We start from the raw sequence: 26,598 nt of genomic DNA, 5'->3' as shown, positions 1-26,598 counted from the left end.
AATCATCCTACTTGATCGTCAGCTTTTTGAGTTCTTCTAATGTACCGTTGAATACATTGAGGTCTACATCTTCTTTAATACCGGGTACATTTCCGACATCAGTATGTTGCCAGAAATCCCACTTACCCTGATATTTCACCGAATCGACATAATAGTGAGCGATCCAATAAGGATAAGCATTGAAAATAGAATCGTCCAGATAACGGGTCTTGAACTTATAAGAGGTATAAAGAATGGGCTTCACCCCATAATGGGATTCTATACGGTCCAACCAGCGCTTAATGCCTTGCTGCAATTCTTTTTTCTCTTTTCGTCCGGTCACTTCCACATCGAGAACCGGAGGCAGGTCGCCGGAATCCAGTTTGACCGTACGTATAAAAAAGTCCGCCTGTTTCAAAGCATCCGTACCGGGAATATAGAAATGATAAGCGCCACGAATAAAGCCATGATTACGCGCATTAGCAAAATTAGTTTGAAAGGTAGTATCGTTATGATCTCCCCCTTCCGTCGCTTTCATAAAAATGAAGTGCAAAGGAGTTGCCGTCTGTTTATTCTGTAAAAGTCTCCCCCAGTCTATTTTTCCTTGATAATGGGAAATATCAATCCCATGAATATCATATCCGGAAGGAATACAAACTCCATATTCCTTTAAACCATTACAAGGTTTCCACCGATAAGCATAAGGACGTATAAAGAAATAATAGAAAACCATAGAGAAACAACCGACAATTGCCACAGCCAATATATTTCGAAGCCAACCGGGCATCGAATAATGCTGCTTCACCGGTGCCTTTTTCGGAGCACGGGAAGGCCTGGAAGAAGAAACCGTCCTCTTTTTTGGGGTAGTGGAAGCAGTTCTTTTCTTTTGGACAGCAGAAATCGGATTATTACGTGACGACATTTACTTTGAGTGATGAATGTAATATAGATAGGCACGGATTACACGGAATACACGGTTTTAAGAAATAGTATAACTAAAACCGCGTCAATCCGCGTAATCCGTGCCTGAAAGAGCTCTTCATTGCAACTGTTTCTTACTACAGTCCGGTGAAGTTTTCTTATTTAGCTTGTTCCAATTGCAAAGTCTTAGTTGCCTGGTCGCAAACTTCTGTAGGACCAAAGTACTGAATCGGACCTGGATATACATAATCCGTTTCAACAGCCCAACGGTCACGCTGTGCAGCGAATGCTTTGAAAGGAGCACCATCCAATTTCACTAATGCTTTCTGGATCACCGGTTTCATTTCACCGTGGCGGCGTTCCATATTCATCATCATGGTGATAGGCACACCACCTGCAATCCATTCGGCAGCAGGAGCAGTTGTGTTGCGTACAGAAGACATATAACCGGTCTTACCGTCAGCAATCAGCATAGAAGCTGTGTATCCCAAAGAATAGCAGTAGTCAGCATCAAAGTTTGACGGAGCAGCGCAACGACCTTCGTAACCGAAGAAGTGGTGCTGTGCAGCAAACTTACCCACATATTTGCCATCTTCTTTCCAAGCAGCCAATTTGGTAGCTACCATTTCAGACAACAGTTTTTCTGTTTCGATCAGTGATACCTGAACGTTTCCGTGCGGGTCACGATCCAGTGTCAGCTGGCGAGCTACACCTTCCGGCAGACTTGCATAGATAGCAGAGTTTTCCGGAGACAGCTTACGGATGATGTAATCACGTTGATGAGACTTCTTGATCTGAGAGAACTCTTCTGCATTTGCAGCCAGGAAGTCGTTCAATTCAGCGATCAGACGCTTCATAGCCGGAATAAATTCCACCAATCCTTCCGGGATCAATACTGTACCGAAGTTATTTCCCTGTGCAGCACGGTCAGCTACCACTTTAGCGATAGATGTTACTACATCATCCAGAGACATATCTTTTTCTTCCACTTCTTCAGAAACGATACATACGTTAGGCTGTACCTGCAAAGCACATTCCAGTGCGATGTGAGAAGCCGAACGACCCATCAATTTGATAAAGTGCCAGTATTTACGGGCTGAGTTACAGTCACGCTGGATGTTACCGATTACTTCTGCATAAGTCTTACAAGCTGTATCGAAACCGAAAGAAGTTTCAATCATATCGTTCTTCAAGTCACCGTCAATCGTCTTCGGGCAACCGATCACCTGTACACCGTACTTCTTGGCAGCATAGTATTCAGCCAATACACAAGCGTTTGTATTAGAGTCATCACCACCGATGATAACCAGTGCTTTGATGCCCAATTCTTTGATGATCTCAAATCCCTTTTCAAACTGAGCTTCAGTTTCCAGCTTCGTACGTCCCGAACCGATGATATCGAAACCACCTGTGTTACGGTATTCGTCAATGATGTCAGCAGTCAGTTCCATATAGTTGTGGTCTACCAGACCGCCAGGACCCAAGATAAAGCCGTACAGCTTACTTTCAGGATTCAGCTTTTTGATACCGTCGAACAAACCAGAGATTACATTGTGTCCGCCCGGAGCTTGTCCGCCGGAAAGGATTACACCTACGTTCATAGCAGGAAGTTGAACAGCTTCACCCGCTTCGAATGTAATCAACGGCATTCCGTACGTGTTAGGGAATAATGCTTTGATAGCTTCCTGATCGGCTACAGATTGAGTAGCAGCACCTGCTACAGCTTTAACGGCTCCTGTTGCCAATGCTTTCGGAAGTTTGGGCTGATAAGCAGCCCTTGCGATTTGCAATGCACTTTTAGTCATTTTCTTTATTTTTATTTAAAGGTGTTAGTAAGTTTCTTGTCAAACTTGAAAAGCGTTGCAAATTTCGCATTTTTCCTCGAATTATGAAAGAGAAGCCCTCATTTTATTTCGCTGCATAGTTACAGAGGCTATTGCTTCCAGCCACCGCCAAGTGCTTTATACAGTTGTACTACGGTGATCAGTTCATCACGAATAGCGTTACTCAGACCAATTTGTGCGTCAAAATAACCACGCTGGGCATCGAGAACATCCAAATAATTGATCACTCCATTGATATATTGCAACTGCGCCAAATCCATATAACTCTTAGCCGAACGTTCCAGATTGGCACGAAGTGCGTACACCTCTTTTATCTTATTAAAGTTGACAATCGCATTACGTGTCTCTTTGAAAGCCGTCAGGACTGTTTTCTCATAACTATGTATTTCTGCTTCATAGGCCGCTTTTTTGCCTTTCAACGCAGCACGGTTCTTTCCCCAGCCAAATATAGGAGTCAATAAAGCACCTTCCATAACGGCATAAGGCGATTTTAGAAGTTCTGACAAAGACGTGCTTTCACTACCGAAACCACCCGTCAGTGCCAGACGAGGAAACATATTCGTATAAGCCACACCTACTTTTGCATTGGCAGCGATCAGCTTCTGCTCTGCCTGACGTATATCGGGACGGCGTTCCAGCAAAGTGGAAGGCATCCCTATCGGAAGAGTTTCCGGGAAATTAAACTCCTGAAGCAAACGGGAACGGGCTATGCGATTCGGGTATTCTCCGGCCAGAAAAGCAATATCATTCTCTTTCAGCGATATTTTGCGTTCCAGATCAGGAACCAGAGTAGCTGTACGTGCCAACTCTACCTGCGCCTGACGATAAGAAGTCTCCGAAGTAAGTCCTCCTTCAAAACGGATACGTGCCAGACGAACCCCTTCTTCACGAGCTTTTAAAGTCTGCTTGACGATATCCAGTTCCGTATCCAAGGCAACCAGCTCATAATATGCCTGTGCCACTTCCGCCACAATCGTCATCTGAAGCGCACGTTGCGCTTCTACTGACTGCAGATATTCGGCGATGCTGGCAGAACGTGCCCATCGCAGATTTCCCCAAAGATCGAGTTCCCATGAAACAAGGAACTGCGCTTCAAAAGTATCCGATTTCTTAAAAGCATCTCCTCCATGATTTTCAAGTTCACGCTCGGCAGTCACTTTACCTTTAATATCGGGAAGCAGCGCGGCAGTGGATATCCGTTTCTGAGCTGCCATTTCCTTGATGCGGGCAGCCGCTATCAACATATCTTTATTATGATCCAACGCACGGTCTATAAGACTGCGGAGTGTGGAATCCGTGTAGATTTCCTCCCAATCCTGATCTCCAAAGCTGACCGTATCCTGATGCTGAGCCAGACTATCGGGTAAATGAAGATCAGGACGGACGTAGCTCTTGCCTACTTTGCAGGAAGTCAGTATTCCTGCAAAAAGTAGTATAGCAATATATAGTTTATTCAGTTTCATTATTTCTTATGTTTTAAGATTTTCGACTTTGTTTTATACACCATCACAAAGAAGAACGGCACGAGAATGATACCAAATACGATAGCGAATATCATTCCGAAGAATACGCCCGTACCAATCGCCTGTCGGCTCGCCGAACCCGGACCACTCGCCAGTACCATCGGAAGCATTCCCAGTACAAATGCAAGGGAGGTCATCAGAATAGGACGGAAACGTAATTTCGCTGCGTAGATTGCCGACTGAATCAAATCTTCACCTCTATCTACCTGCACTTTGGCAAACTCTACAATCAAAATGGCATTCTTGGCGGCAAGCCCGACAAGCATTACCAATCCGATCTGGAAATAAACATCATTCTCCAGTCCGCACACCCAGACTCCCAGATAGGCTCCCAAAGCTGCTACAGGCAAGGATAGCAATACAGCAATCGGCACTGTCCAACTTTCATATTGTGCGGCAAGGAAGAGGAAGACAAACAAGAACACCAGTGCCATGACCATCCCCGTCTGACCGCCTGCCTGTTTCTCCTGATAAGAAAGTCCGCTCCACTCCAGTCCGATATTATCCGGAAGATGGTCACGGGCGATCTGCTCCATAATCTCCATTGCCTGACCGGAACTGTATCCCTGCGCGGCAGCACCCCGGATAACGGCAGTAGTAAACATATTGAAACGCTTGATACTTCCCGGCCCTGTCGTATAAGAAGCATTACCCAAAGATGTCAGCGGTACCATAGCTCCATTGGAAGCTTTCACAAAGAACAGGTTGATATTGTCTTTATGTTCCCGATAAGGAGCTTCCGCCTGAATATATACCTTATATATACGGTTGAACATATTAAAGTCATTCACATACACCGAACCTGTATACGCTTTCATCGTAGAAAACACATCTGCCAAGGGTACTCCCAGCATTTTCACCTTGTCTCTGTCCACATCAAAGTAAAGTTGGGGAATCTCCGACTGCAAGGAAGAAGACAAACCTGTAAGCTCCTTACGTTTGGAAGCATAATACATCAACGTATCTGCCGCATCTACCAAATTATCGAAAGTAGCCTCTCCACGAGCTTCCAACTGCATTTCAAAACCACCGGAGCTGCCCAGTCCCGGTATGACCGGAGGAGTAGACAGGTAGACTTTACATTCGGGGTATTCTCTCAAATGTTTTTCTACCGTATCCATAATTTTTTCAATACTGGTGCTCTTTCTCTCTTCCCAGGGTTTCAGAATAACGGTCAACTCGGCACGTCCCTGATTACTGCCTACACGCGGACTGCTTCCGGTCACGTTCTGCACATATTCTATATATGGATTCTTCTCCAGATAAGCAATCGCGCGTTCCGTTACTACACGGGTTCGCTCCAAGGTAGCTCCTTCCGGCAGTTCAAGTTCAATCTTAAAGTATCCCTGGTCTTCTACCGGCAAGAAACTGGTCGGAATAATCCGGTGAATCAACAGAATAGCAATCAATACCATACCAAAAGCACTCAAAACCCGACGAGGATGTTTGATAGTACGGGTGACGGCAGCTACATACTTATTGCTTCCGATACCCAGCCACTCATTGATCTTTCTGAATACTATATTTTTCTTCTTGCCACTATCCGGTTTCAAAATGAGCGAACACATCACAGGGCTCAGCGTTAAAGCAACCACAGTAGAAATCAGTACAGATACCACGATAGTTACCGTAAACTGACGATACAGCTGCCCGGTAATTCCACTCAGAAAACTTACCGGAACAAACACAGCCGCCAATACCAGTGAAGTAGCGATCAATGCGCTTGATAATCCGTTCATCGCTTTCTTTGTCGCCTCATAGGGACTCAGCTTCTCCGTTTCCATAATATGCTCTACTCCTTCCACCACTACAATCGCATCATCGACCACGATACCGATGGCGAGAATCAAACCGAGTAAGGTCAATATATTAATAGAGAAACCAAAAATCAGCATGAATCCGAAAGTACCAATCAGGGAGATAGGTACCGCTACCACCGGAATCAATGTAGCACGCCAGCTCTGCAAAGACAGATACACTACCAACACAACCAGCACCAATGCTTCGAACAACGTCTTATATACCTCATGAATAGACTCAGAGATATACGTTGTCATATCAAACGGAATCTCATAACTCAATCCTTCCGGAAAATTCTCGCTGATTTCTTCCATCGCCTTCTTTACATTCTCGGCTACTTCCATCGCATTGGCACCCGGCAACATGTAAATACCCAGTACCGCTGCATTCTCACCATTGATACCACTCTCGGTATTGTATGAAGAAGCCTCCAGAGATACACGTGCCACATCCTTCAGCCGGATGATGGAACCATTGGCATTGGCACGTACCACAATATCCTCAAATTGCCCTACTGTAGAAAGACGTCCCTGAGTAGTGATAGGAATCGTTATATCCAGTCCCTGTACCGGCTGCTGACCTAATACACCGGCTGCCGATTCACGGTTCTGGTCTTTCAAGGCATTCTGCAAGTCCTGCACAGTCAATCCGAAGTTAGCCAGCTTATCAGGCTCTGCCCATATCTGCATAGCATAGTAACGGCTACCAATATTGGATACACGTCCTACTCCCGGAATACGGCGAATCACATCGAGCACATTGATCGTAGCAAAGTTGCTCAGGTAAATTTCGTCAAACTTAGGATCGGTAGAAGTCAGACAGAGTGTCATTAACTGACTGGGTGCCTGTTTCTCTACGGAAATACCATTCTGAATCACTTCCGCCGGAAGACGGGATTCAGCCAGCTTCACACGGTTCTGAATTTCCACAGCAGCCAAATCCGGGTCAGCAGATACATCAAAGGTAACTGTTGCCGAGAAGCCACCGGAGTTAGAACTGTTTGATTCCATATAAAGCATACCGGGCGTACCATTGATTTCCTGTTCAATCGGAGTAGCCACCGCCTGCGACACGGTAAGTGCACTCGCACCCGGATAAGACGCACTGATCTTTACCACCGGAGGCGTGATCTGCGGATATTGATCCACCGGAAGCATGGTCAGCCCGATGATTCCGACAATCACAATCACGATGGAAATGACAGCCGAAAATACCGGCCTGTCTATAAAAAAACTAACTTTCATTGATTATTCTCCTTTTGCGTTATCCTTCATTCCTGTTGTAGAATCACCTGCCACCATAGTGGTATCCTTCACCTCCGCTTCCGGCTGACTGATCCGTACTTTCATGCCCGGGGTCAACTTATGGAAACCTTCTACAACAATTGTCTCTCCTACAGCAAGTCCTCTTTCCACTACGACGTTATTCCCCACTTCGGGTCCTAACTCAATAAAACGTTTCTCTACTGTATCATCTTTACGCATTGTATAAATATAAGCTCCGCCTTTTTCAATGGTAACAGCTTTCATCGGAACAAGGATAGCTCCTTCACGCACGTCCAAAAGTAGTTTTACTTTGGTAAACTGTCCCGGAAGCAATACCTGTTTCGGGTTAGGCATCTCTGCACGTACGGAGAAAGTACCTGTCTGGGGATCGACCTGCGGTTCTGCAAAATCGACATATCCTTTATAGGGGTAAACCGTATTATCCGCCAAAGTAATAGTTATGTTCGGTTGCCAGGAACGGGTAGAATCCTGTTGTCCGAGGTTAATATTACGTTCTTTACTTTTCAGATAATCAAGTGCCGTCATACTGAAATCGACCAATACGGTATCGCTTTTTACTACTGTAGCCAGCAGAGACTTTCCTCCGGGACCTACCAGCGTTCCCAAGTCTACATTTCTTTCACTGATATGTCCGGCAAGAGGTGAACGAACAATGGTATAGCCTAATTCGAGTTCAGCCTGCGCCAAGTCCGCCTCACTCATCGCTACTGTCGCAACAGCGCTTTCATAAGCTGCTTCCGCATTATCCAGATCCAGCTGGCTAGCAGCATTTTGTTCGTACAACGGACGGATACGTTTCAAGTCACGTTCAGCTTTCAATGCCTGTGCTTCGTCCTTTTTCAGCTGAGCCCGTGCCTTGTCGGCTTTCGCACGATATTGGTCCTGATTGATCACAAACAAGACCTGATTCTTATTTACATAAGTGCCTTCGGCAAAAAGCATGTTTTCCAGATAGCCTTCTACCCTGGCACGTACTTCGACAAATTGCTGGGCACGGATTCGCCCCACATATTCTCCGAATATCTCTACATCATCTTTTATAACCGGTTCAACAATCACTGTCGGCATTTCCGGCGCAGCCTTCTGAGGTCGAGTCAGTATCCAATATACTCCCAACACAATTACCACACATACTACAGCAGCAATGTTTCTCTTTCTCCTCAGTTTCAACTCATGTTTCGAAAAGAATAATCTCATATCGAATCTTATTATTTAATTTAACTTATGTTTGTTCTACACTCTATTATGCAATACACATACCAAAATATCCTGTTTTATCTTATCTGTTTATTATCAACATATTACATTTTTCCTCTTGAAGACGGAAGTGTGGAAAACATCCTTAAAGTGTAGAATTTATCCACATTTCCGACTTTTAGAACATTTTTTATAGTTCTTGTTTCATCAACTAAACAATTTATCCCCTACATTTGTAGTTATATTGTACATCAACACAATAACATGTCTAATGAAAAAACAAATCTTTTCAACATTAGTTTTTGCAATGTGCCTGATATTACCTTTTTCTGTTTATTCACAGGAACAACGGAAGAAGGTCGGCGTTGTCCTCAGTGGCGGCGGTGCCAAAGGAGTGGCACATATCAAAGCATTGAAAGTCATCGAGGAAGCAGGCATTCCGATCGATTATATAGTAGGCACCAGTATGGGATCTATAGTCGGTGGACTTTACGCCATCGGTTATACTCCGGAACAACTGGACAGTATGGTACGCAAACAGGACTGGACTTTCCTTTTGAGCGATCGTATCAAACGCAGTGCCATGTCGCTCACCGAACGCGAACGCTCTGCAAAATACATTGTTTCGCTTCCTTTCACAAAGAACCCGAAAGCTGCCATGTCCGGAGGAATTATCAAAGGACAGAATCTTGCCAATCTGTTCTCTGATCTGACAGTGGGCTACCATGACTCGATCAATTTTAATAAGTTACCGATCCCCTTCGCCTGTGTATCGGCCAATGTAGTCAATGGGGACCAGATCGTATTCCATGATGGCGTACTCTCTACTGCCATGCGTGCCAGTATGGCTATCCCCGGTGTATTCACACCGGTACGCAAAGACAGTATGGTATTGGTAGACGGTGGAATTGTCAATAATTATCCGGCAGATGTGGCCAAAGCAATGGGGGCCGATATTATTATCGGAGTCGATGTTCAGAATGCGCTGAAAAGTGCCGACAAGCTCAACAGCGCTCCGGACATATTGGGGCAGATTGTTGATCTCACTTGCCAGACCAATCATGAAAAGAATGTAGAACTCACTGATACCTATATCAAGGTAAATGTAGACGGATTTTCTTCCGCCAGCTTCACTCCGGCAGCCATCGATTCCCTGATGCGTCGGGGCGAAGAAGCCGCACGTGCACAGTGGAATTCCCTGATTGCCTTAAAAAAAGAAATCGGTATACCGGACAATTATGTCCCCAAACAACATGGACCGTACTCTTCTCTTTCCAATTCACGGACAGTATACGTCACAGATATATCCTTCTCCGGCGTAGAGGCTGATGACAAAAAATGGCTGATGAAGAAGTGTAATCTCAAAGAGAACAGTAACATTACCACTCAGCAGATAGAACAAGCTGTGTATCAGTTGCGTGGCAGTCATTCTTACTCAAGCGCCAGCTACACACTTACCGACACTCCCGAAGGGTATCACCTTAATTTCTTGTTAGAAGAAAAATATGAGAAAAGAATCAATCTGGGCATCCGTTTCGACTCGGAAGAAATAGCATCCCTGCTGATTAATGCCACAGCAGATCTCAAAACTCATATTCCTTCCCGATTATCCCTGACCGGCCGATTAGGAAAGCGATATGCCGCCCGCATCGATTACACACTCGAACCGATGCAGCAACGCAATTTCAATTTCTCATATATGTTTCAATATAATGACATCAACATCTATGATGAAGGTGAACGTGCTTACAACACTACTTACAAGTATCATTTAGCTGAATTTGGTTTTTCGGATGTCTGGTACAAAAACCTCCGCTTCGGACTCGGACTTCGTTTCGAATATTATAAATACAAAGATTTTCTTTTCAAGAAACCGGAACTCACTGGGCTGGATGTAGAATCCGAACACTTCCTGAGTTATTTCGCTCAGGTACACTATAGTACATTCGACAAGGGATATTTCCCTTCCAAAGGAACCGAATTCAAAGCTGCCTATTCGCTTTATACCGATAATATGGCGCAGTATAATGATCATGCCCCATTCTCTGCGTTGAGCGGCTCGTGGTCCAGTGTCATACCTGTTACCCGACGTTTTTCCATTATCCCATCCATCTATGGCCGTGTTCTGATTGGAAAAGACATCGCCTATCCCTTGCAAAATGCCATTGGCGGCGAAGTATACGGACTCTACATTCCACAGCAACTGCCGTTTGCCGGTGTGACCAATATGGAACTGATGGACAATTCAATCATGATTGCATCCGTGAAGCTCAGACAACGGATGGGAAGCATTCATTATCTCACTCTGACAGGTAATTATGGCTTGACGGACAGTCACTTCTTCGAAATACTGAAAGGGAAACAACTGTTTGGTATCAGTGCCGGATATGGTATGGACAGTATGTTCGGTCCGTTGGAGATTACGTTCGGGTATTCCAATCAGACTGACAAAGGAAGTTGTTATGTGAATCTGGGATACTACTTCTAAGTCACTATTTCGGTTCCTGCATACATAGGACTATACTTACCATGATGAGAAAAAGTTCTCACTGCGATGAGACTTTTTTCTCATCATAGTGAGAATTTTTTCTCATCGCAGCAAGAACCATTGAGAATATTCAGTATCCTAATCTGCTGTTATACAAAATTTTCCCTTTTCTGTAGATATAGTAATCCGATCATCATCCAGACTAAACTGGCGGATAAAAGGAAAATGCGGTTTTTGATAAGGATTCCCTCCCAAATAATCGGATGAACATTATCGGGAACACGAAAAGGATTCAGCAGAACGTTCCAAAAAGAATCCGGCTTACCTAAGAACATCAATGCAATGCCTATAATAATCATAAATACGGCAGTTCCGTTTCCACTCCGCGTAATGGTAGACAGCATAAAAGCCATGTTTCCGAAAAAGAGTATCGGGAACATCAACTGTAATGCCATCTCAAGCGGATTGACCGGATACAGCAATAAAATGGCTATGTATGAAAAGATAATCAGAATAACAAAAATTGCCACATAAATCATCAATAACCGCACGCCCCAAACCTTATACTTATAGTCGGGGATTCCAAAGAGAATCTCCAATATCCGGCTATCTTCATCATTCTGAATGCCGAATACAGCCGGATAGAAAATAAGCAGCATAGACGGAAACATCAGGATGCTATAGATGAGTCCCTCGTTAATCTCCTCCCGTTTCCACGCATTCTGAAACATAAAAAGAGCAAAAAAGCCAAATGCAGCCAACAGAAACCAGAAAAACTTCCCGGCAAATATAATCTTCAGGTTATACCTGACTACTTTAGGCAACAGTTGTATCAATTGTTTGAATGTCATATCCTTCTTTTCTTTTTAATTCATATTCTTCAGCAGACAGAGATAAGCGTCTTCCAAATTAGCTTCTACCTCTACAGCCCCTTCATAAGGCTGTCCGACAGAAAGATAGCGCACCCGAATCGTATCGCCTTCCTGAATATGATGTATTACCAACGATTTGTCCAGTACTTTTTCAAATTCTGTCTTATCTATATTAAACTGCCATACTTTTCCGTTAGCCATTTCCACCATATCCGAAGGATCACCGAAATATTTCAGTTCACCTTTATTGATTACCACTACCTGATTACAGGAACTGGATATATCCTCAATGATATGAGTGGAGAAAATAACGATGCGGTCTTTACTCAATTCCACCAGCAAATTACGGAAACGGATACGTTCGCGAGGGTCGAGTCCCGCTGTAGGCTCATCCACTACCAGGATACGTGGTAAATGAAGCAGAATAAGCGCAATGCCAATACGCTGTTTCATACCTCCTGAGAAAGAACCGATCTTTTCGTCTTTCCGCTCGTACATATGTACCGCTTTCAGCACATAGTCCAGACGCTCCCTGCGCAAATCTCCATCTACGATTCCTTTCAATATGGCCTGATAATCCAGAAACTCCCACGAAGTCATATTCTCATAAGTTCCGAATTCCTGCGGAAGGAAACCTATCAGACTCTGTAGTTCTTCTCTGTAGATACGGGTATCCAGACCATTGATCCAGATACTACCATAGCTCTGCTCAAAGATACCACAGATGACACGCATCAAGGTCGATTTACCTGCCCCATTGGGTCCCAGTAGTCCGAACATACCTGTCTGAATCTCGAATGACACCCCACGCAATGCTTTGAAAGGTTTGCGTCGTTTTCCAATCATAGGAACACTCTTCACCATGCGGAAATAGGAACGGCGAAGCCCTGCAAATCGTCCGGTGACACGCTCTATATTTACATCGTGATCATACAGATACTGAGAAGTGACATAGATGGCAATACCCACCAGCCATAACAATCCGATCATGATGACCAGCCCGTTATTATCCAGTTTCCGGAATAACTGAAACAGGATAAGGGGAGGAAGACTCCAGAATATCACCCGGTTTACGATCTTTGTTACCCGATTATCTCCGTATCGATAATATAAATAGGAACGTACCTTTCTCCACAAATACAGTACCGCTGCATAAATAGCGAACGAGAACAGGAATATCCAAAGCCTGTTATGAATGAAGAAATAGGTGAAATAAATGGCAAACAGTAAGATACCAAACTGCCATAGCACATTGATAAAGTCCTTCAGAGAATGGTATTCATTGCTCAATCCCAGACGTTTGCGTAATTGCAAACCACTGTTCCACTGACGGCTGATGTGTCCAGGCCAATCGTAGATCTTAACCAGATTGCGGACAGAAATACGTATTTCTTCATCCGGATTGATAACCTCCGCCTTAGCTCTACGGAGACTGGTTTGCGCAAAGTATGTCATCCCCGGTATGCCTGCAATCAGTGCTACCAGATAGATTGACTGCCAAAGCATTCCGTCAGTGTATAGCCAGATACAGATTACACCGGACACAAAAAAGAATCAGGTGAATGGTCCATAGTTTACGGGATAACGAACGGTACCACTGAAGCACATTTTCCAGTCCCATACAAACTGTCGGAATTAAAATCAGCGTCAGCATGGCAGAAAAGAAAAGTCCGCCTATCACTGTAATGGCAAAAGGTGCACCGATAGCCCCTGCATACTCCGTATCTCCCATAGCCAACGGAAGCATGGCAGCAATCGTGGTGATGGAAGTAATCAGAATGGGACGAATACGTGACATACCGGCAGTCATCAACGCCCTGTTCCGGCGGTATCCCCGTTTACGCAAAATGTTGGCGTAATCTATCAGAATGATTCCGTTATTGACGACTACTCCCAACAGAATAAGGAACCCTGTCAGTGTATTCGCATTCATCAGACTGTTGCTCGAAAGCAATAATGCCAGCAAAGAACCGATAGCGGCCAACGGAATGGTAAAAAGCAACACAAAAGGCGTCACTACAGACTCGAAGACTGAAGCAAGGATCATAAATATCAAAAGAAAAGCTGCCAGAATAAGGAATTTGAAATCCCCGAATTCATCCTCCTCATGGAATACCTGCACAGCGACTCCGGACGGAAGATTATAACTGGCAATCAACTGGTCGATATCGGAACGATATCCTCCCAATAAATCTTTCGAAGACTGAACATCTCTCGGAAAAGCATAGTATACCTCAATCTGCTTATCTTGATTGACACGGATGATGCGCGAACGCCCACGTCCATAATTCAGAGACGATATATCTTCTAGATTGTGCATACCGCCATTGGCATTTTCTATCCGGATAGCACGCAAGTCATCCACAGTTTTCTCTTTCTGAGCTTTTTCCTGTGCCTCTTCTTCAGTTTCCTTTTCCGGTATTTCGTCACGGATAATAATATCATAAATATCCTCTCCCACCTTGAAAGTAGCTTCGGAAGAGTATTCATTATTAAGCGCAGTCAATCCGGTGGTAATATTGCCACGGTTAATATCATAAGCAGTCAGCAGAATAGGGTCAAAGTTCAGATTTATTTCTGCCTGACGGGGAGTATACGAAACATGAGTATGCTGTACAAAATCCTGTTCGTCCAACAAATAACGCACTTCCTCTGCCACCATCTGCATCATTTCGAAATCAGATCCCCTGATCACCACCCGTTCACTGTTGTCACCGATACCCAACAAACGCATGAATCCGCCCAGACTGCTCAGAGCCGAGTTATCTCCTCCGCCTCCCATAGCATCAGAGACATAGATTTCCGCACCATTGATATTGGCGACTTTAGTCTGCACATCCGCTTTTATATCGGCTATTTTCCGTTTGGCGATCTTTGTGTAATCTTCCTGCAAAACGAGTGTCAGAGTCGCCTCTTTTTCCCGAATACGGCAAATCAGATCTTTCTTTTCCGGAAAATCCTCCAGACGTTCTTCCAGTACCTTTACAATCTTATCCGTATTTTCAAGCGTACTCCCGGTAGGCATCACGACACTGATGTTGAACCGGTCTGAAGCAACTTCCTTCATCTGTTGCACATTCAAGGTCAATGACAAAATCAATGTTGCAAAAAGCAAGATTACAGCTCCAAAGACTGTCACTCCCGGATTACGCATACAAGTCTTCAATAAGACCAGATAGACCTGCATCGGACGCTGAACGATCGAGACTTTTTCATAAACGACGCTGTTCCCACTCTTACTCTTCAAAAGAAGGTAAGTAATCATCGGTATAAAAAGTAAAGCTACAAACAGCGAGATCGTCAAAGTTGATATAATGGATACTCCGATATGGTGCCCGATCAGTTTTATCAGGAAATTATCAGAAAAAACGAACGGCAGGAACACAGTAATGGTAGTCAGGGTAGCCGCCACAATGGAGCGCCACACTTCTTTTGTTCCCTGCGTTACCGAACGTTCGGGCGTATAGCCGTTTCCCGACAAACGATAAATATTCTCAAGCACCACGACACTATTATCCAGCAGCATTCCGATGGCCAACGCCATTCCTACCAAGGTAAGACTATTGATAGTGATACCAAAAGCGTAGAAGAAGTTGAAAGCCGTATAGACAGAAATCGGTATGGAAAGTGCGATAAAAAACACCAACCGCATATTCTTCAGGAAAAGCCAAAGAACGAACACAGCCAATAATCCCCCTACCAATGCCAGATTAATAATCTGGTTGATATTATTTTCCATGGTTTCAGCCTTGTTCTCCTGAATGACAATTTCCAGTTCGAGCGGAGCCAGCTTCTCATTCAGCTTTTCAATCACATCGGATACACGGTGTGAAAGTTCAATCAGATTAGCCTGTGAATCATTGATCAAAGCAACCGAAACGGCTTCTTTTCCATTCACACGACTATAGGTGGTTTCATCTTTCAAGTCAAAAAAGACGGTTGCCAGGTCTTTCAGCAGAATAGGACCAGGAGCGACAACTATATTCTCCAAATCAGAAACTTTGGTATACATCGCATTGACATGGACAAAATTCTTGCTGTCGGGTTCATCTGCGAAGCCTACAAATGTCTTTTCCTGGGTATTCTGCGAGAGCAAACCGCTTATTTTGGAAGCAGTGAGGTTCAAAGCCTTGCAAGCCTCCGGATTCAGACGCACTTCAATGGCTTTCTGCCGTCCTCCGTAGATATTGACGGAAGCTACCCCATCTATATTCTCCAGATCGGAACGAACATCCTCGTCTACCAGACTCCGGACACGGTCGGTTCCTCCCGTACCACGCACTTGAAGCACCATGAAGTTATTATTCATCTGAGCAATATCCACTTTCTGTACCTGTACGGTAAAACCGGTCGGCAGGGAGGCTGCGATTTCATTCACTTTCTCCTGCAGTTTAAGACTGGTCATCTTGAAGTTGATATTCTTTTTAAAGTCAATCTGTATGCTGGACTGCCTCCTGTCAATGTAGGATTGCAGTTTGTCTACTCCACCTATCGCACTGACCGCTCCTTCGAGTGGAATAATCACTTCCGACTCTACATACGAAGGGTCCATATCCTGCTGTGACGACACCTGGACAAACAGAACCGGAAGTTCTGCGTTGGGCAGCAACTCCACCGGAAGTTGTTTATACGACACATAGCCCAGCAGGCTGAGTGCAATAAACAGCATACAAATCGTTATTCTCCTATTTAGTAAAAAGTTCATCTTCAGCTGTTTTTAGTTCGGCGATTTATACGTCTTTTGATATTCTCCAAGACATAATAGACACAAGGAATAACCATCAAACTCATCAGAGTAGAAGTTATCAATCCTCCGATCACAGCTATAGCCATCGGTGAACGTAAAGATGCACCTTCACCAAAACTGAATGTCATCGGAAGCATGGCCAGAATCGTAGTCAAAGTAGTCATGATGATCGGACGGATACGCTGTTGCCCTGCTTCTACAATGGCATCAGTCAACTCCATTCCCGCCTGACTAAGCTGATTGATACGGTCTACCAGAATGATAGAGTTATTGACGGCAATACCTCCCAGCATGACAATACCGATAACTCCCATCATATTGATAGTGGTTCCGGTAATGAAGAAAAGTAAGATAGCACCTACTACAGCCAGAGGAATAGTCAGCAAGATCGTAAACGGATGCAGCAAGGATTCAAACTGGGAAGCCATCACCATATAGACAAGTACAACAGAAAGCATCAGAGCAAACAACAGACTGTTCATTGATTCTTGCCGTTTTTCTTCCTCTCCTGTCACTGTAATACTGTAGTTAGCAGGCAATTCAATACCTTTCACCGTTTCACGCACTTCGGCTGCTACTTTATCCAGTGATTTACTCGCATCCATATTAGCCATCACCTTACCGATACGGCTTTGATTGCGGCGCAGAATCTCCTTGGGCGCTTGTCCGTGAGTAATGGTAACAATCTCTTGTAATACAAATTCCTGTGTTCCACTTTTGATGACAAGAGCACCAAGAGAACTCAACGGGATATCCGGCACCTTTATGACGATATCACGCATCTCACCGCGATATTCCATCTTACCGACTTCCTTACCGCTTAGTTGCTGCTTCAATTGTTCGATTACCATAGCCACACTCAAATTATTGATACCGGCTATTGTACGATCAATCGAGATCACAACTTCCGGAGCACCGTCTTCCACGGAGGTAATAACATCATAGATTCCATTTACGCCAATCATCCGTTCCTTCACCTCTTCAGTCAACTGAGCAATCTCATCCAACTCCTCTCCTTTGACCTCCACAACAATAGGAGCCCCTTCGCTTCCTAACAGTGAACTCAGAGAATTCTCATCCTGCTGAATCGTCAGTTCCAGTCCGTCAGGATTCTTGGCCGATTCCACGAAAGACGCAATCACCTTTTCCGGTGAAAGTGTACATTCCGGTGAAAGGATCACTTTCATCATTGCTGTATTTTCTCCTTCAAATATCGCATTTTCCGAACCGCTCCCCTCTCCGATATGACTGTATACCGTACATAAAGAATCACCGCCAACGATAGCATATAACAATTCTTCCAGATTACCTACAGCAGCGGAAGTGCGTTCCATCTGTGTACCTTCGGGCATTTTGATTACAGCCGTAAACGTCTTGCTTTCCGCACGGGGCATAAACTCAGTTCCGATAAACGGAGTCAGCAATCCAGTCACGATAAGGAGTAACACTGCCATACCGATCACCAGCCAACGTCGCTGAATCAGCTTGCGAAGCACTCTGCTATATCCTGTAATACGAATGGACTTCACTTCTTCCAGCTTAACCTTCTTGCCGGAAAGCTGGATATATAACATCGGAATCACCAGGATAGCCACAAACAAAGAAGAAACCAGTGAGAAAGTAACCGTCCATGCCTGATCTTTAAACAGTTCGCCCGAAGCTCCGTGAAGATAAACAATCGGCAGGAAGACGACAATAGTCGTCAGAGTAGAAGCTATTACCGCATTGGCAACTTCTGCCGTCCCGTTAATAGCAGCCTCTTTGATACTCAATCCTTTCTCCTGATTTCGGAAGATACTTTCTATGACGACAATGGCATTATCGACGAGCATACCCGCCCCGAGCGCCAGTCCTCCCAATGTCATAATATTCAGTGACAGTCCGTTGAAGAACATCAGATTGAAAGTAGCCACAATCGAGATGGGAATAGCAAGACTGACAATCAGTGTTGTCCCCATCCGGCGAAGGAATACAAACAAGACTACAATAGCGAGAATAACACCCAGAACAGCACTGCTCTTCACTTCTCCTATCGCACTTTTTATAAAAGTACCCTGATTGGAAATCACCTGAAAATGATAACCGGGCAATGCATTCTCTATCACTGCCAATTGGCGGGTTACCTCATCCACCACTTTTACAGTATTAAAGCGCATCTCCTTATAAATAGACAGTCCGATACTACGCTTCCCGTTAATCCGTACAATGTTCTCCGGACGAGCGTTCAAAAACTGCACAGTAGCCACTTCCTTCAAAAAAACAGGAGCTTTATTACTGTTGGCAGTCGCTGTTCCCGAAGCATTGTTTCCGGATGCTTCCTCTTGTTGTATCGCTTTGTATCCGACAATCAGATTCTCAAAATCATCTTCCGAAGCAAACAAGCTCGAACTTTTCACCAGATATTGTAATCCCAGTTCACTGACCCGTCCACCGGATATACTCTGATTATTCGATTCGATGCGCGAAGCGATATCTTCTATTTTCAGTTGAAAAGCATCCAGTTTATAAGGATCAGTCTGAATGGTAAGAGTACTGACTTCTTCTCCCGAAAGCGTCACTTCAGCCACGCCTTCCAGACGAATCAACTCATTGCGGATATAGCTTTCGGCGATTTTCCTTAATTCCGCCATATCTGTAATACTCTGATGAGACATTCCCACCAAAACTACCGGAGACAAGTTCGCATCGTGTTGCGTAATCTTCAGTTCAGTAATATCCTTGTTCTGGGCAAACGGATTCATGGCTTTCTGCAAATCTAGAAAAGCCTCATCCATATCCTTTGTCCAGGTATATTCTACAGTAATTCGTGCCGTCCCGGCTTTAATCACGGAAGAGACCTGAGTAACATCACTCTGCCGGATCGCCATAGACTCCATATTTTTAACGAATTGCTTTTCGATCTCCTCGGGAGGGCGTTCACCCGCCTTTAATTCAATAAACAGGCGGGGATTATTCAGATCGGGCAATAAATCCACACTCAACTGATCGTATGATACTTTTCCCAACAATAAGAGGGCAAATACTACCATACAAATCGTAACCGGATTGCCTACTGCAAATTTGATTATATTCTTCATAAGTATTTCCTATTTTCAAAAGATGCGTTCATATATCGCATCCATGATTTACTTTTGGATTTTGACTTTGGCGTCTTCTTTCAGTGTTTCAAAACCCTTCACTACCAAATTGTCATTTACATTAAGTCCGGATAGAATTTCGATATTATATTCATCCTCCAGACCTGTTTGCAGATTGCGTATCTTTGCCGTATTCTTTTCGACGATATATACGTATTTCCGGCGACGATTGGACAAGATTACGTCTTTAGGTATAATGATAGAACTATCAGCTCTGTCAACGATAATATCTGCTTTGGCGAACATACCCGGACGCAACTTCAACTGGTCATTATCAATCAGAATCTTTCCTTTAAAAGTACGTGTCTCCGTACTGATTGCAGGAGACAGCTCACCGACTCTCGCTTTTAAAGTATCTCCAGGGATGGTATAATGAGTAATATATACCGGTTGCGCTTCCTTGACATAACGAATGCTGCTTTCCGGCAGATTGATATCCATATACATTTTATCATAAGCCATCAGACTCACCATAGCCTTTCCCTGCTCCACTCTTGTATCGGCCGTATAGTGAGGCAAATCAACAATCACACCATCAAACGGAGCTTTCACTTTCATCTTCTCCAGATTGAGTTTTGCGTTTTCATAATCGTAACGGGCATTCGTTACTTTTACTTCCGTATTCCGCATTTCACTCATCGTCACCCCTCCTTTTTCATAGAGAGCTTTCTGCTTTGACTGTTCCTGTTCAGCAATTTCAAGACTTAGTTTTTTAGCGTCAATAGCGATTCCGTTTTCATACTCCTTGTCTTCCAGACGGATTATCAGTTCCCCCTTACTTACCCTGTCTCCCATTTTGAAAGGTTTTCCGGTTCTCGGATTAGTCTGAAGTTTATAAAATCCGCTCATTTCCGCATTCTGAGATGCACCGTAAGTCGGCTGCACTGTTCCTGTTGTATTTATTAATTTACTGATAGAACCTTTCTTCAGCTCCACGACAGATACCGGAGTTGCAATATTATTGGGTGCGTTTTGTGGTTTGTTGCCACAGCCGGTTAACAATAAGGTTGTTAACAAAGAAGATGCAATAAAAATTTGATACTGTTTCATGGTCTGCTTATTTTTTATCAATAATGTCTTTCATAGGAACAAGAGGGATATTCTTGTCGAAATCATACAATGAAAGGATTTTAAGATTAAGTAATTCTATTCTGTAATTAATCAACGCCTGCGTATAAGTAATCTTCTTATTCGAAAGCTGAGTCTGGAACTGGCTCATTTCCATACCGGTTATGTCACCTTCCCGGTAACGAGTCTGATTCAGATCATAGGTCAACTGTGCATTCTGTACATTTTGCTCGGCGATCTTAATCTGAGTCCGGAGGTTTTCGAGGTTACGCCATACCTGACGAATATTCAGCTCGATATCCACTTTATCCTCTTGAAACTCGAGTTCATTAATCCGTTGAGCCATCTTTTGTGCTTTAATCCTTGCTTTCTTTTCACCCCAGTCGAAAATAGGGACAGCAAAGCTGATGGAAACCCTCGGATTCTGTGTCGGATTATTATAGACTTTATTCAGGTGGCTATTATCTCCTATCAATCCGAAAGAGATGGATACATCTCCTTTAAACTCGTTCAGCGCTTTTGTCTTAATCATATCGAACTCAAGTTCCTTGCTCTCTATTTCACGCTGACGAAGTTCCAGACGCGAACCCAATCCATGCGATATGGCCTGGTCCAGATTTACCTGAATCGGTTTAATCTCCACTTCCGCAAATACGAGAATATCTTCATCCAGCCTCATTCCGAGAGTCTGTTTGAGTTTGTCTTTCGCATTCTCCAGATTCACCTGACTTTCGTCTACAGACGAACGTGCCGTAGCCAGATTCAGTTCCGCTTGAAAGAGTTCGTCCTTCGCTGCTAAATCCGCTTCTACCTTATTCTTGATAATATCATAACTTTGCTGGGCATTAACCAGTTCTTCACGACTGATTTCCAGATTACTCTGTGCCATATAGACAGAATAGAACTGATCGGTTATACTTTTCTCCGTATTCAGTTGCTGCAAAGCATAACTGATATTGGCATTTTCATAATCATATTCTATTTGCTTCAGTTCCATTTTACGCTTGTTGTATGTAAAAATAGGCTGAGTCAATTGCAGATAGAGGTCATTGCTGAATGCCCGGTTACTAGTTTTATCGCCTTCTATAATGGAACTGTTGTCCTGCCAGCCGAAACGGTTGATTAAAGAAATAGTACCGTCTGTCCATAGAATGGGCTGATCGACCTGAAAGGTCCCGCTGGTATTGAATGTTTCATTCGTGTACCATTGTGACAGACGATTATCGAAACGCCTGTTCTTGTTATAGTCCACCGGGTTCAGATTTAATGAAAATCGAGACTTTAATGAAGCCTTCTGCGCCAGCAGATTCTGCTTATATCTCTCCAAATTCATGTAGGAACGGCGAAGAGAAGGACTGTTCTCCTGCGCAATCTCCATTGCCTTGTCAATCGTTAAAGGAATTTGTCCTTGTGATGTCAGGGCAATTCCCGTAAAAGTTACGATTGTCAGCAGCATTCTTTTTAATAGTAGTAAGTCACTTTGCATATAGTTTGCTGTTTTAATAATTATCGTTTCACTATTTTCACTGCGTCGGCTGTCACAGAGCGCAGCTTACATTCATCCGTCAGCACGACACGAACCGTATCGGCACTAAAATAGTAAGTACCGAGTTGTTCCCAACCCTCATTGGCTTTTCTCAGATTGATATAGGCATCTTCCATCTCACTGTCGTATGCCACCCTGAAATGATATTCACCCTGAAGGCGATCATTCCATCGCAGTTCATCATCCTTGAATACATGATAATAAAGCTCATATTGACCGGCTTCCGGCACAGGAATTTTCCATGTAGCCGTCTGACTGCCGTCTCCACTCTTAATCACATAGGCCGAACGGATATATTTGCCATAGTATTTAGCATTGGTGGTAGCTGTCCATTGTAAAGGCGCACGCCACCAGGATATGCCCGAATATTTAAAGGAAGTATCCTCCACTTTATCCAGCCATTTAGGCAGAAGTCCTACGACAGCAGGGGTAGAAAGTACAAAGAGAGTGGAATCTTCATTATCCACAATAACCTCTCCCGGCATTTCTAAGGATGATTCCGGCAAGGTATAGATAGTGTCCTTGACTATTTTATTCCGTTCTTGTTTTACATTACCAATGGATTGCCGTATCATATAAGGAAGATTGCCGGAAACCATCGTATTGATTTCCACATCACGTATCTGTTCTTCCCAGACAGAAACAAATTCTTTGCTTGTATGGGCAGCTATCTCTACCTTTTTTCTGGCTCTAGGATCTTCCATCGGTTGATACCACCAGCCATTTTGAAGAACGTTCATCTGAATGATTCCGTCATAATCCGAGTTATTGCTCACCAGTACTTTCAAGACAAAGAATTCTTCTCCTCCTTTATTGACAACTTTGGTCAGTTCGGGCTCTCCGATCGAATAAAAAGGAAGAGGCGTCAACTGTTCCCATTCTTTCAAATATGAATAAAGATCCGTCCGGCTCATTTCTCCCAGAGTATCCAGCATATTTTCGAACTTTATGTTCAGAAATGTATTACGCTTCAACATCGCATATAGTGAATCCCGGAAAGCATCTACGCCCATGTTTATTTCTGACCGGGCAAAAAGACGGCTTGCCTCCAGTCCTACGATATTATTTTGCAGATTACGCTGTTCCACATCAGCCAGCAACTCCTTGAACGTATGCTTTTCCAGCAGCAGGTTGGCCTTTTCATTGTTACTAAGCCCATTTATCTGACGTTCCCACCCTTCATTTTCCGACTTCTTTTGCAGATATAGCTCAATAGCACGATTGGCAACAGGCCATTCCGAAGAGTAAATATTGTACCGGAAATTATAAATCTGCGGGAAAAGGAAATAAGGATTTGCCGTAGACGAAAGATTTCCCCGTCCTCTACTACCCGACGAAAAGTTATAATCGCCTTCTGTCTGCAAAAACATCCAGGCAAAGTTACTAAAAGTCCGCATCTGGGCTTCCTGCAGACTGATTTCATTATTTCCCGACCACCGGATATGATTCTTCACCTGCCTCTTCACATCCAGTTCCCAGAATATAGCTCCTTTTTCGGGGAACAATACCATTTCAGGTTGTACTGTCTCCTGCGCTTGCGACCAGGCACGTTCATAGCTGGCAAATTGCACAGGAACTTCTACAATAGAAAATCGCTTAAAAGGATAATCCAGTTTATATTGCCGTGCCAGTTGCTCTTTCACATTACGTATCAGCCAGGGAATGGTATCGTGAATAGAATCAAACGAAGCAGTAAAATAGTCATGGTCCCTTAAATGCCAAACGCTATAAAGAATGCTGTCCGCATAAGCACTTTTTTGCTGATAGTCACCTATGACCAACGATAGTGTCTGAGACGGATAATCTCCTTTAAACGAATACACTCCTTCTTCATCACACTTTCCTTCCCCTTGAGAAAGAGGAACTAACCCCGGTAGAGGCTTGACCTTCAAGCGATAATTACTGAAATAAGTTTGCTGCCAGTCAGGATTTTTATCACTATAGCTTGTTCCTGCACGGGGATACCAATAAGTTTCAGGGGTAAGCATCAGATAATTTTTCGTCTGAAAACTATACTGCTTGTCTATGTTGAACAGAAACTTTTTATTGGAAGCTTGCAGCACTTCGGGAGGAATATCCAAATAACAAAATGAGTTATCTATCTGTCCGTCATACCTGAATGTTGCAGAGATTGTATCGCCTTTGGCATGCTTCGTGCCGAAATCCACCAATACTATTTGCTTGTCACGTTTAAACTTGAGTTGCTGTCCGGCCGAATGAACGGAATGAATGGTTAATCCCGGATTCAAACAGAAGGTGAATACGGCAGATGAGTCCAATGCCACTCCTTTCACAGTTACTTCCGACAGAAAATCTTCAAGATGCTGCTCTACAGAAAGATCATATTCATGAATGAACATCTTCGGAGTAGAAACATATTGGTTGTTGATCTTCGTATAGGTAGCGCGTATATCACTTTGATATAAAATCGAATGTATATGCCAATAACCGCATACGAAAGCTAACATGAGAGTACAAAAAGAAATAACCAGCCACGGATAATTACTGTGCGATGAATTCGGCAGACGCCTGAACAGGGAAATCGTGAAAAAGACAAACGCCAGTCCGGCAAGAAAATAGATGCCACGATGATTTAAAATCACCTCCCAGTTGGAAAAACCGACAATGCTGGACTTCACCAAAGGAAGACTATAAGCCATATAATCGAAAAGATAATAAAACTTATCTTCAATATAGAAAACGGTAAGTCCGATATATCCTAACAATAAAACGAATGTCAGTGCCTGATTTTTCAATACCAGCATCAGAAAGATAGCCAGGCCAATAATGAAAATCAGCGTAGGGACACTGATCAACAGAAAATAAAGCAAGTAAGCCATCCAGTCCACTTCTCCCAATGTCAGGTTGAATGCAGCCGTAATAGCCATAATAATGAGATTCAGCAACAAAAAGACGCGCAGATTTCCCCAAATCTTACCGATGACGTATTCAGCATTACTTAATGGACGGACATAAAAGACTTCTGATGTATCCAGCTTTTTATCTCTTTTCAGGAAGTCGGATGCCAGAAAGATAGCAATAACAGCCTGCCCTGTATTTAGCAACAGTAAAATTAGATAAGGAATGTTCGATGGAATGGCTGTAGCAATCCAGAAGCCTCCGCTATCTTCCGATACGAACAACTGGAAATTGAAAAAAGTAATGATAGTTACAGCGAGTACCGTGAATACTCTGAAGAACCAGCTTCTGATTAATAATTTACTTTCATATTTTGCTACCGATTGTATATTAGATATAAAGGTCATATCAGCATATCGTGTTTAGTCGTTTGTCCAAAGGTTTAATTGATTCTCCATATAATATACATAGGCGTGTTCCAGATTAGGGGGAAATGGTTCCGCTTCGTATCCTTCTACTTCATCGGCAACCACCTGTACTTCCCAGATTGTCCCCGATGGAATCGTGGAGATTACCGGATATTTTTTATCGATCTCATGCAACTGATCTCCCGCAGCCCTAATTCTCCACACTTTGCCCTCGGCTAATTTCAGCATATCTTGCGGAGAACCGTTGAAGGAAACTTGTCCCCGGTTCATTAACGCCATATTATTACAAGTACTGGAAATATCACCGACAATGTGAGTAGACAAAATAATAGTCACATCATTCTCGCTGACCTCTGAAAGAAGGTTACGGAAACGGATACGTTCTTCCGGGTCAAGTCCGGTAGTAGGTTCATCAACAATGATTACCTTAGGATGATGTATCAGCGCTTGTGCAATTCCTAACCGCCGCTTCATACCTCCCGATAATTTATTGGCATATCGTTCGCGAACATCGAACAACCCAACGTTTTCGAGCATTTCATCCACAGCCTGTTTTCTCTGCCTGCTATGGGTCATACCGGACAAACGCGCCGCGTAATCAAGAAACTCATACGTTTTGTATTTGGCAAAAAAACGAAAGTCCTGAGGAAGATACCCCAGAATACCGCGTATTTCTTTCCGCTGTTTCATCAAATCATAACCGCAAATTTCTACTTGCCCGGAAGTTGGTTCCATAAGGGCTACAAGAATACGCATTAAAGTAGATTTGCCGGCGCCATTGGGTCCTAATAAGCCAAACATCCCTGCAGGTATTTCCAGATTGACATCTTTCAAGGCATGATTTCCGTTTGGATAGATCTTATTAAGGTTCTTAATAATTATGCTCATGACATTTTATTTGTC

At 43.6% G+C, this 26,598-nt stretch carries 12 protein-coding genes and 1 pseudogene; 1 reads left to right on the top strand and 12 read right to left on the bottom strand.

Going from position 1 to position 26,598, the window contains the following annotated elements; all coding sequences use genetic code 11:
* Window positions 1-7: 7 nt before the first annotated feature.
* The 5 genes from BT_RS01510 to BT_RS01490 all read right to left on the bottom strand — a co-directional run bounded on the left by BT_RS01510 (window position 8) and on the right by BT_RS01490 (window position 8,550).
* Entirely contained in the window at window positions 8-901 is an 894-nt protein-coding gene (locus BT_RS01510) for a glycoside hydrolase family 25 protein (protein ID WP_008766156.1), read from the bottom strand.
* A gap of 157 nt (window positions 902-1,058) precedes the next feature.
* Complete coding sequence (locus BT_RS01505; protein ID WP_008760603.1) at window positions 1,059-2,705, bottom strand: diphosphate--fructose-6-phosphate 1-phosphotransferase; 1,647 nt, start codon at window positions 2,703-2,705, stop codon at window positions 1,059-1,061.
* Between the two features lie 128 nt (window positions 2,706-2,833).
* Complete coding sequence (locus BT_RS01500) at window positions 2,834-4,207, bottom strand: efflux transporter outer membrane subunit (protein WP_008766157.1); 1,374 nt, start codon at window positions 4,205-4,207, stop codon at window positions 2,834-2,836.
* Entirely contained in the window at window positions 4,207-7,311 is a 3,105-nt protein-coding gene (locus BT_RS01495) for an efflux RND transporter permease subunit (RefSeq protein WP_008766158.1), read from the bottom strand. The genes BT_RS01500 and BT_RS01495 overlap by 1 nt, the downstream gene beginning before the upstream one ends.
* A gap of 3 nt (window positions 7,312-7,314) precedes the next feature.
* Window positions 7,315-8,550, bottom strand: a complete 1,236-nt coding sequence (locus BT_RS01490) for an efflux RND transporter periplasmic adaptor subunit (RefSeq protein WP_008766159.1) — start codon at window positions 8,548-8,550, stop codon at window positions 7,315-7,317.
* A 271-nt stretch (window positions 8,551-8,821) separates the two neighbouring features.
* On the opposite strand from BT_RS01490, the gene BT_RS01485 reads away from it, so the two are divergent.
* Complete coding sequence (locus BT_RS01485) at window positions 8,822-11,038, top strand: patatin-like phospholipase family protein (protein WP_008766160.1); 2,217 nt, start codon at window positions 8,822-8,824, stop codon at window positions 11,036-11,038.
* A gap of 149 nt (window positions 11,039-11,187) precedes the next feature.
* On the opposite strand, the gene BT_RS01480 is transcribed toward BT_RS01485, so the two are convergent.
* The 7 genes and pseudogenes from BT_RS01480 to BT_RS01450 form a co-directional block, all read right to left on the bottom strand.
* Complete coding sequence (locus tag BT_RS01480) at window positions 11,188-11,889, bottom strand: hypothetical protein (protein WP_008766161.1); 702 nt, start codon at window positions 11,887-11,889, stop codon at window positions 11,188-11,190.
* Window positions 11,890-11,904: 15 nt separating this feature from the next.
* A pseudogene (locus BT_RS01475) lies at window positions 11,905-16,615 on the bottom strand (efflux RND transporter permease subunit).
* Window positions 16,616-16,617: 2 nt separating this feature from the next.
* A complete protein-coding gene (locus BT_RS01470; RefSeq protein WP_008766163.1) occupies window positions 16,618-19,734 on the bottom strand; it encodes an efflux RND transporter permease subunit in 3,117 nt (1,038 codons plus the stop codon).
* A gap of 48 nt (window positions 19,735-19,782) precedes the next feature.
* The gene (locus BT_RS01465) at window positions 19,783-20,844 is read right to left on the bottom strand and encodes an efflux RND transporter periplasmic adaptor subunit (protein ID WP_008760595.1); all 1,062 of its coding nucleotides are present in this window, start codon (window positions 20,842-20,844) and stop codon (window positions 19,783-19,785) included.
* 7 nt (window positions 20,845-20,851) lie between these two features.
* Window positions 20,852-22,348: a TolC family protein gene (locus tag BT_RS01460; RefSeq protein ID WP_008760594.1), complete on the bottom strand. Its 1,497-nt coding sequence runs from the start codon at window positions 22,346-22,348 to the stop codon at window positions 20,852-20,854.
* A gap of 20 nt (window positions 22,349-22,368) precedes the next feature.
* A complete protein-coding gene (locus tag BT_RS01455) occupies window positions 22,369-25,674 on the bottom strand; it encodes a xanthan lyase (protein WP_008766164.1) in 3,306 nt (1,101 codons plus the stop codon).
* Window positions 25,675-25,689: 15 nt separating this feature from the next.
* Window positions 25,690-26,583 carry an ABC transporter ATP-binding protein gene (locus BT_RS01450; protein WP_008766165.1) on the bottom strand — a complete coding sequence of 298 codons (894 nt, stop codon included), beginning with the start codon at window positions 26,581-26,583 and terminating at the stop codon, window positions 25,690-25,692.
* Window positions 26,584-26,598 lie beyond the last annotated feature (15 nt).

The organism is Bacteroides thetaiotaomicron VPI-5482 (genome assembly GCF_000011065.1).
Taxonomy (GTDB): Bacteria; Bacteroidota; Bacteroidia; order Bacteroidales; family Bacteroidaceae; genus Bacteroides; species Bacteroides thetaiotaomicron.
Note: the sequence above shows the minus strand (reverse complement) of the source record. Positions and strands in the feature narration are given on the sequence as shown.

Excerpts from the sequence above, each read along its gene's own strand:
- BT_RS01510 (WP_008766156.1), bottom strand. The coding sequence starts at position 901 with ATGTCGTCACGTAATAATCCGATTTCTGCTGTCCAAAAGAAAAGAACT.
- BT_RS01505 (WP_008760603.1), bottom strand. The coding sequence starts at position 2,705 with ATGACTAAAAGTGCATTGCAAATCGCAAGGGCTGCTTATCAGCCCAAA.
- BT_RS01500 (WP_008766157.1), bottom strand. The coding sequence starts at position 4,207 with ATGAAACTGAATAAACTATATATTGCTATACTACTTTTTGCAGGAATA.
- BT_RS01495 (WP_008766158.1), bottom strand. The coding sequence starts at position 7,311 with ATGAAAGTTAGTTTTTTTATAGACAGGCCGGTATTTTCGGCTGTCATT.
- BT_RS01490 (WP_008766159.1), bottom strand. The coding sequence starts at position 8,550 with ATGAGATTATTCTTTTCGAAACATGAGTTGAAACTGAGGAGAAAGAGA.
- BT_RS01485 (WP_008766160.1), top strand. The coding sequence starts at position 8,822 with ATGAAAAAACAAATCTTTTCAACATTAGTTTTTGCAATGTGCCTGATA.
- BT_RS01480 (WP_008766161.1), bottom strand. The coding sequence starts at position 11,889 with ATGACATTCAAACAATTGATACAACTGTTGCCTAAAGTAGTCAGGTAT.
- BT_RS01470 (WP_008766163.1), bottom strand. The coding sequence starts at position 19,734 with ATGAAGAATATAATCAAATTTGCAGTAGGCAATCCGGTTACGATTTGT.
- BT_RS01465 (WP_008760595.1), bottom strand. The coding sequence starts at position 20,844 with ATGAAACAGTATCAAATTTTTATTGCATCTTCTTTGTTAACAACCTTA.
- BT_RS01460 (WP_008760594.1), bottom strand. The coding sequence starts at position 22,348 with ATGCAAAGTGACTTACTACTATTAAAAAGAATGCTGCTGACAATCGTA.
- BT_RS01455 (WP_008766164.1), bottom strand. The coding sequence starts at position 25,674 with ATGACCTTTATATCTAATATACAATCGGTAGCAAAATATGAAAGTAAA.
- BT_RS01450 (WP_008766165.1), bottom strand. The coding sequence starts at position 26,583 with ATGAGCATAATTATTAAGAACCTTAATAAGATCTATCCAAACGGAAAT.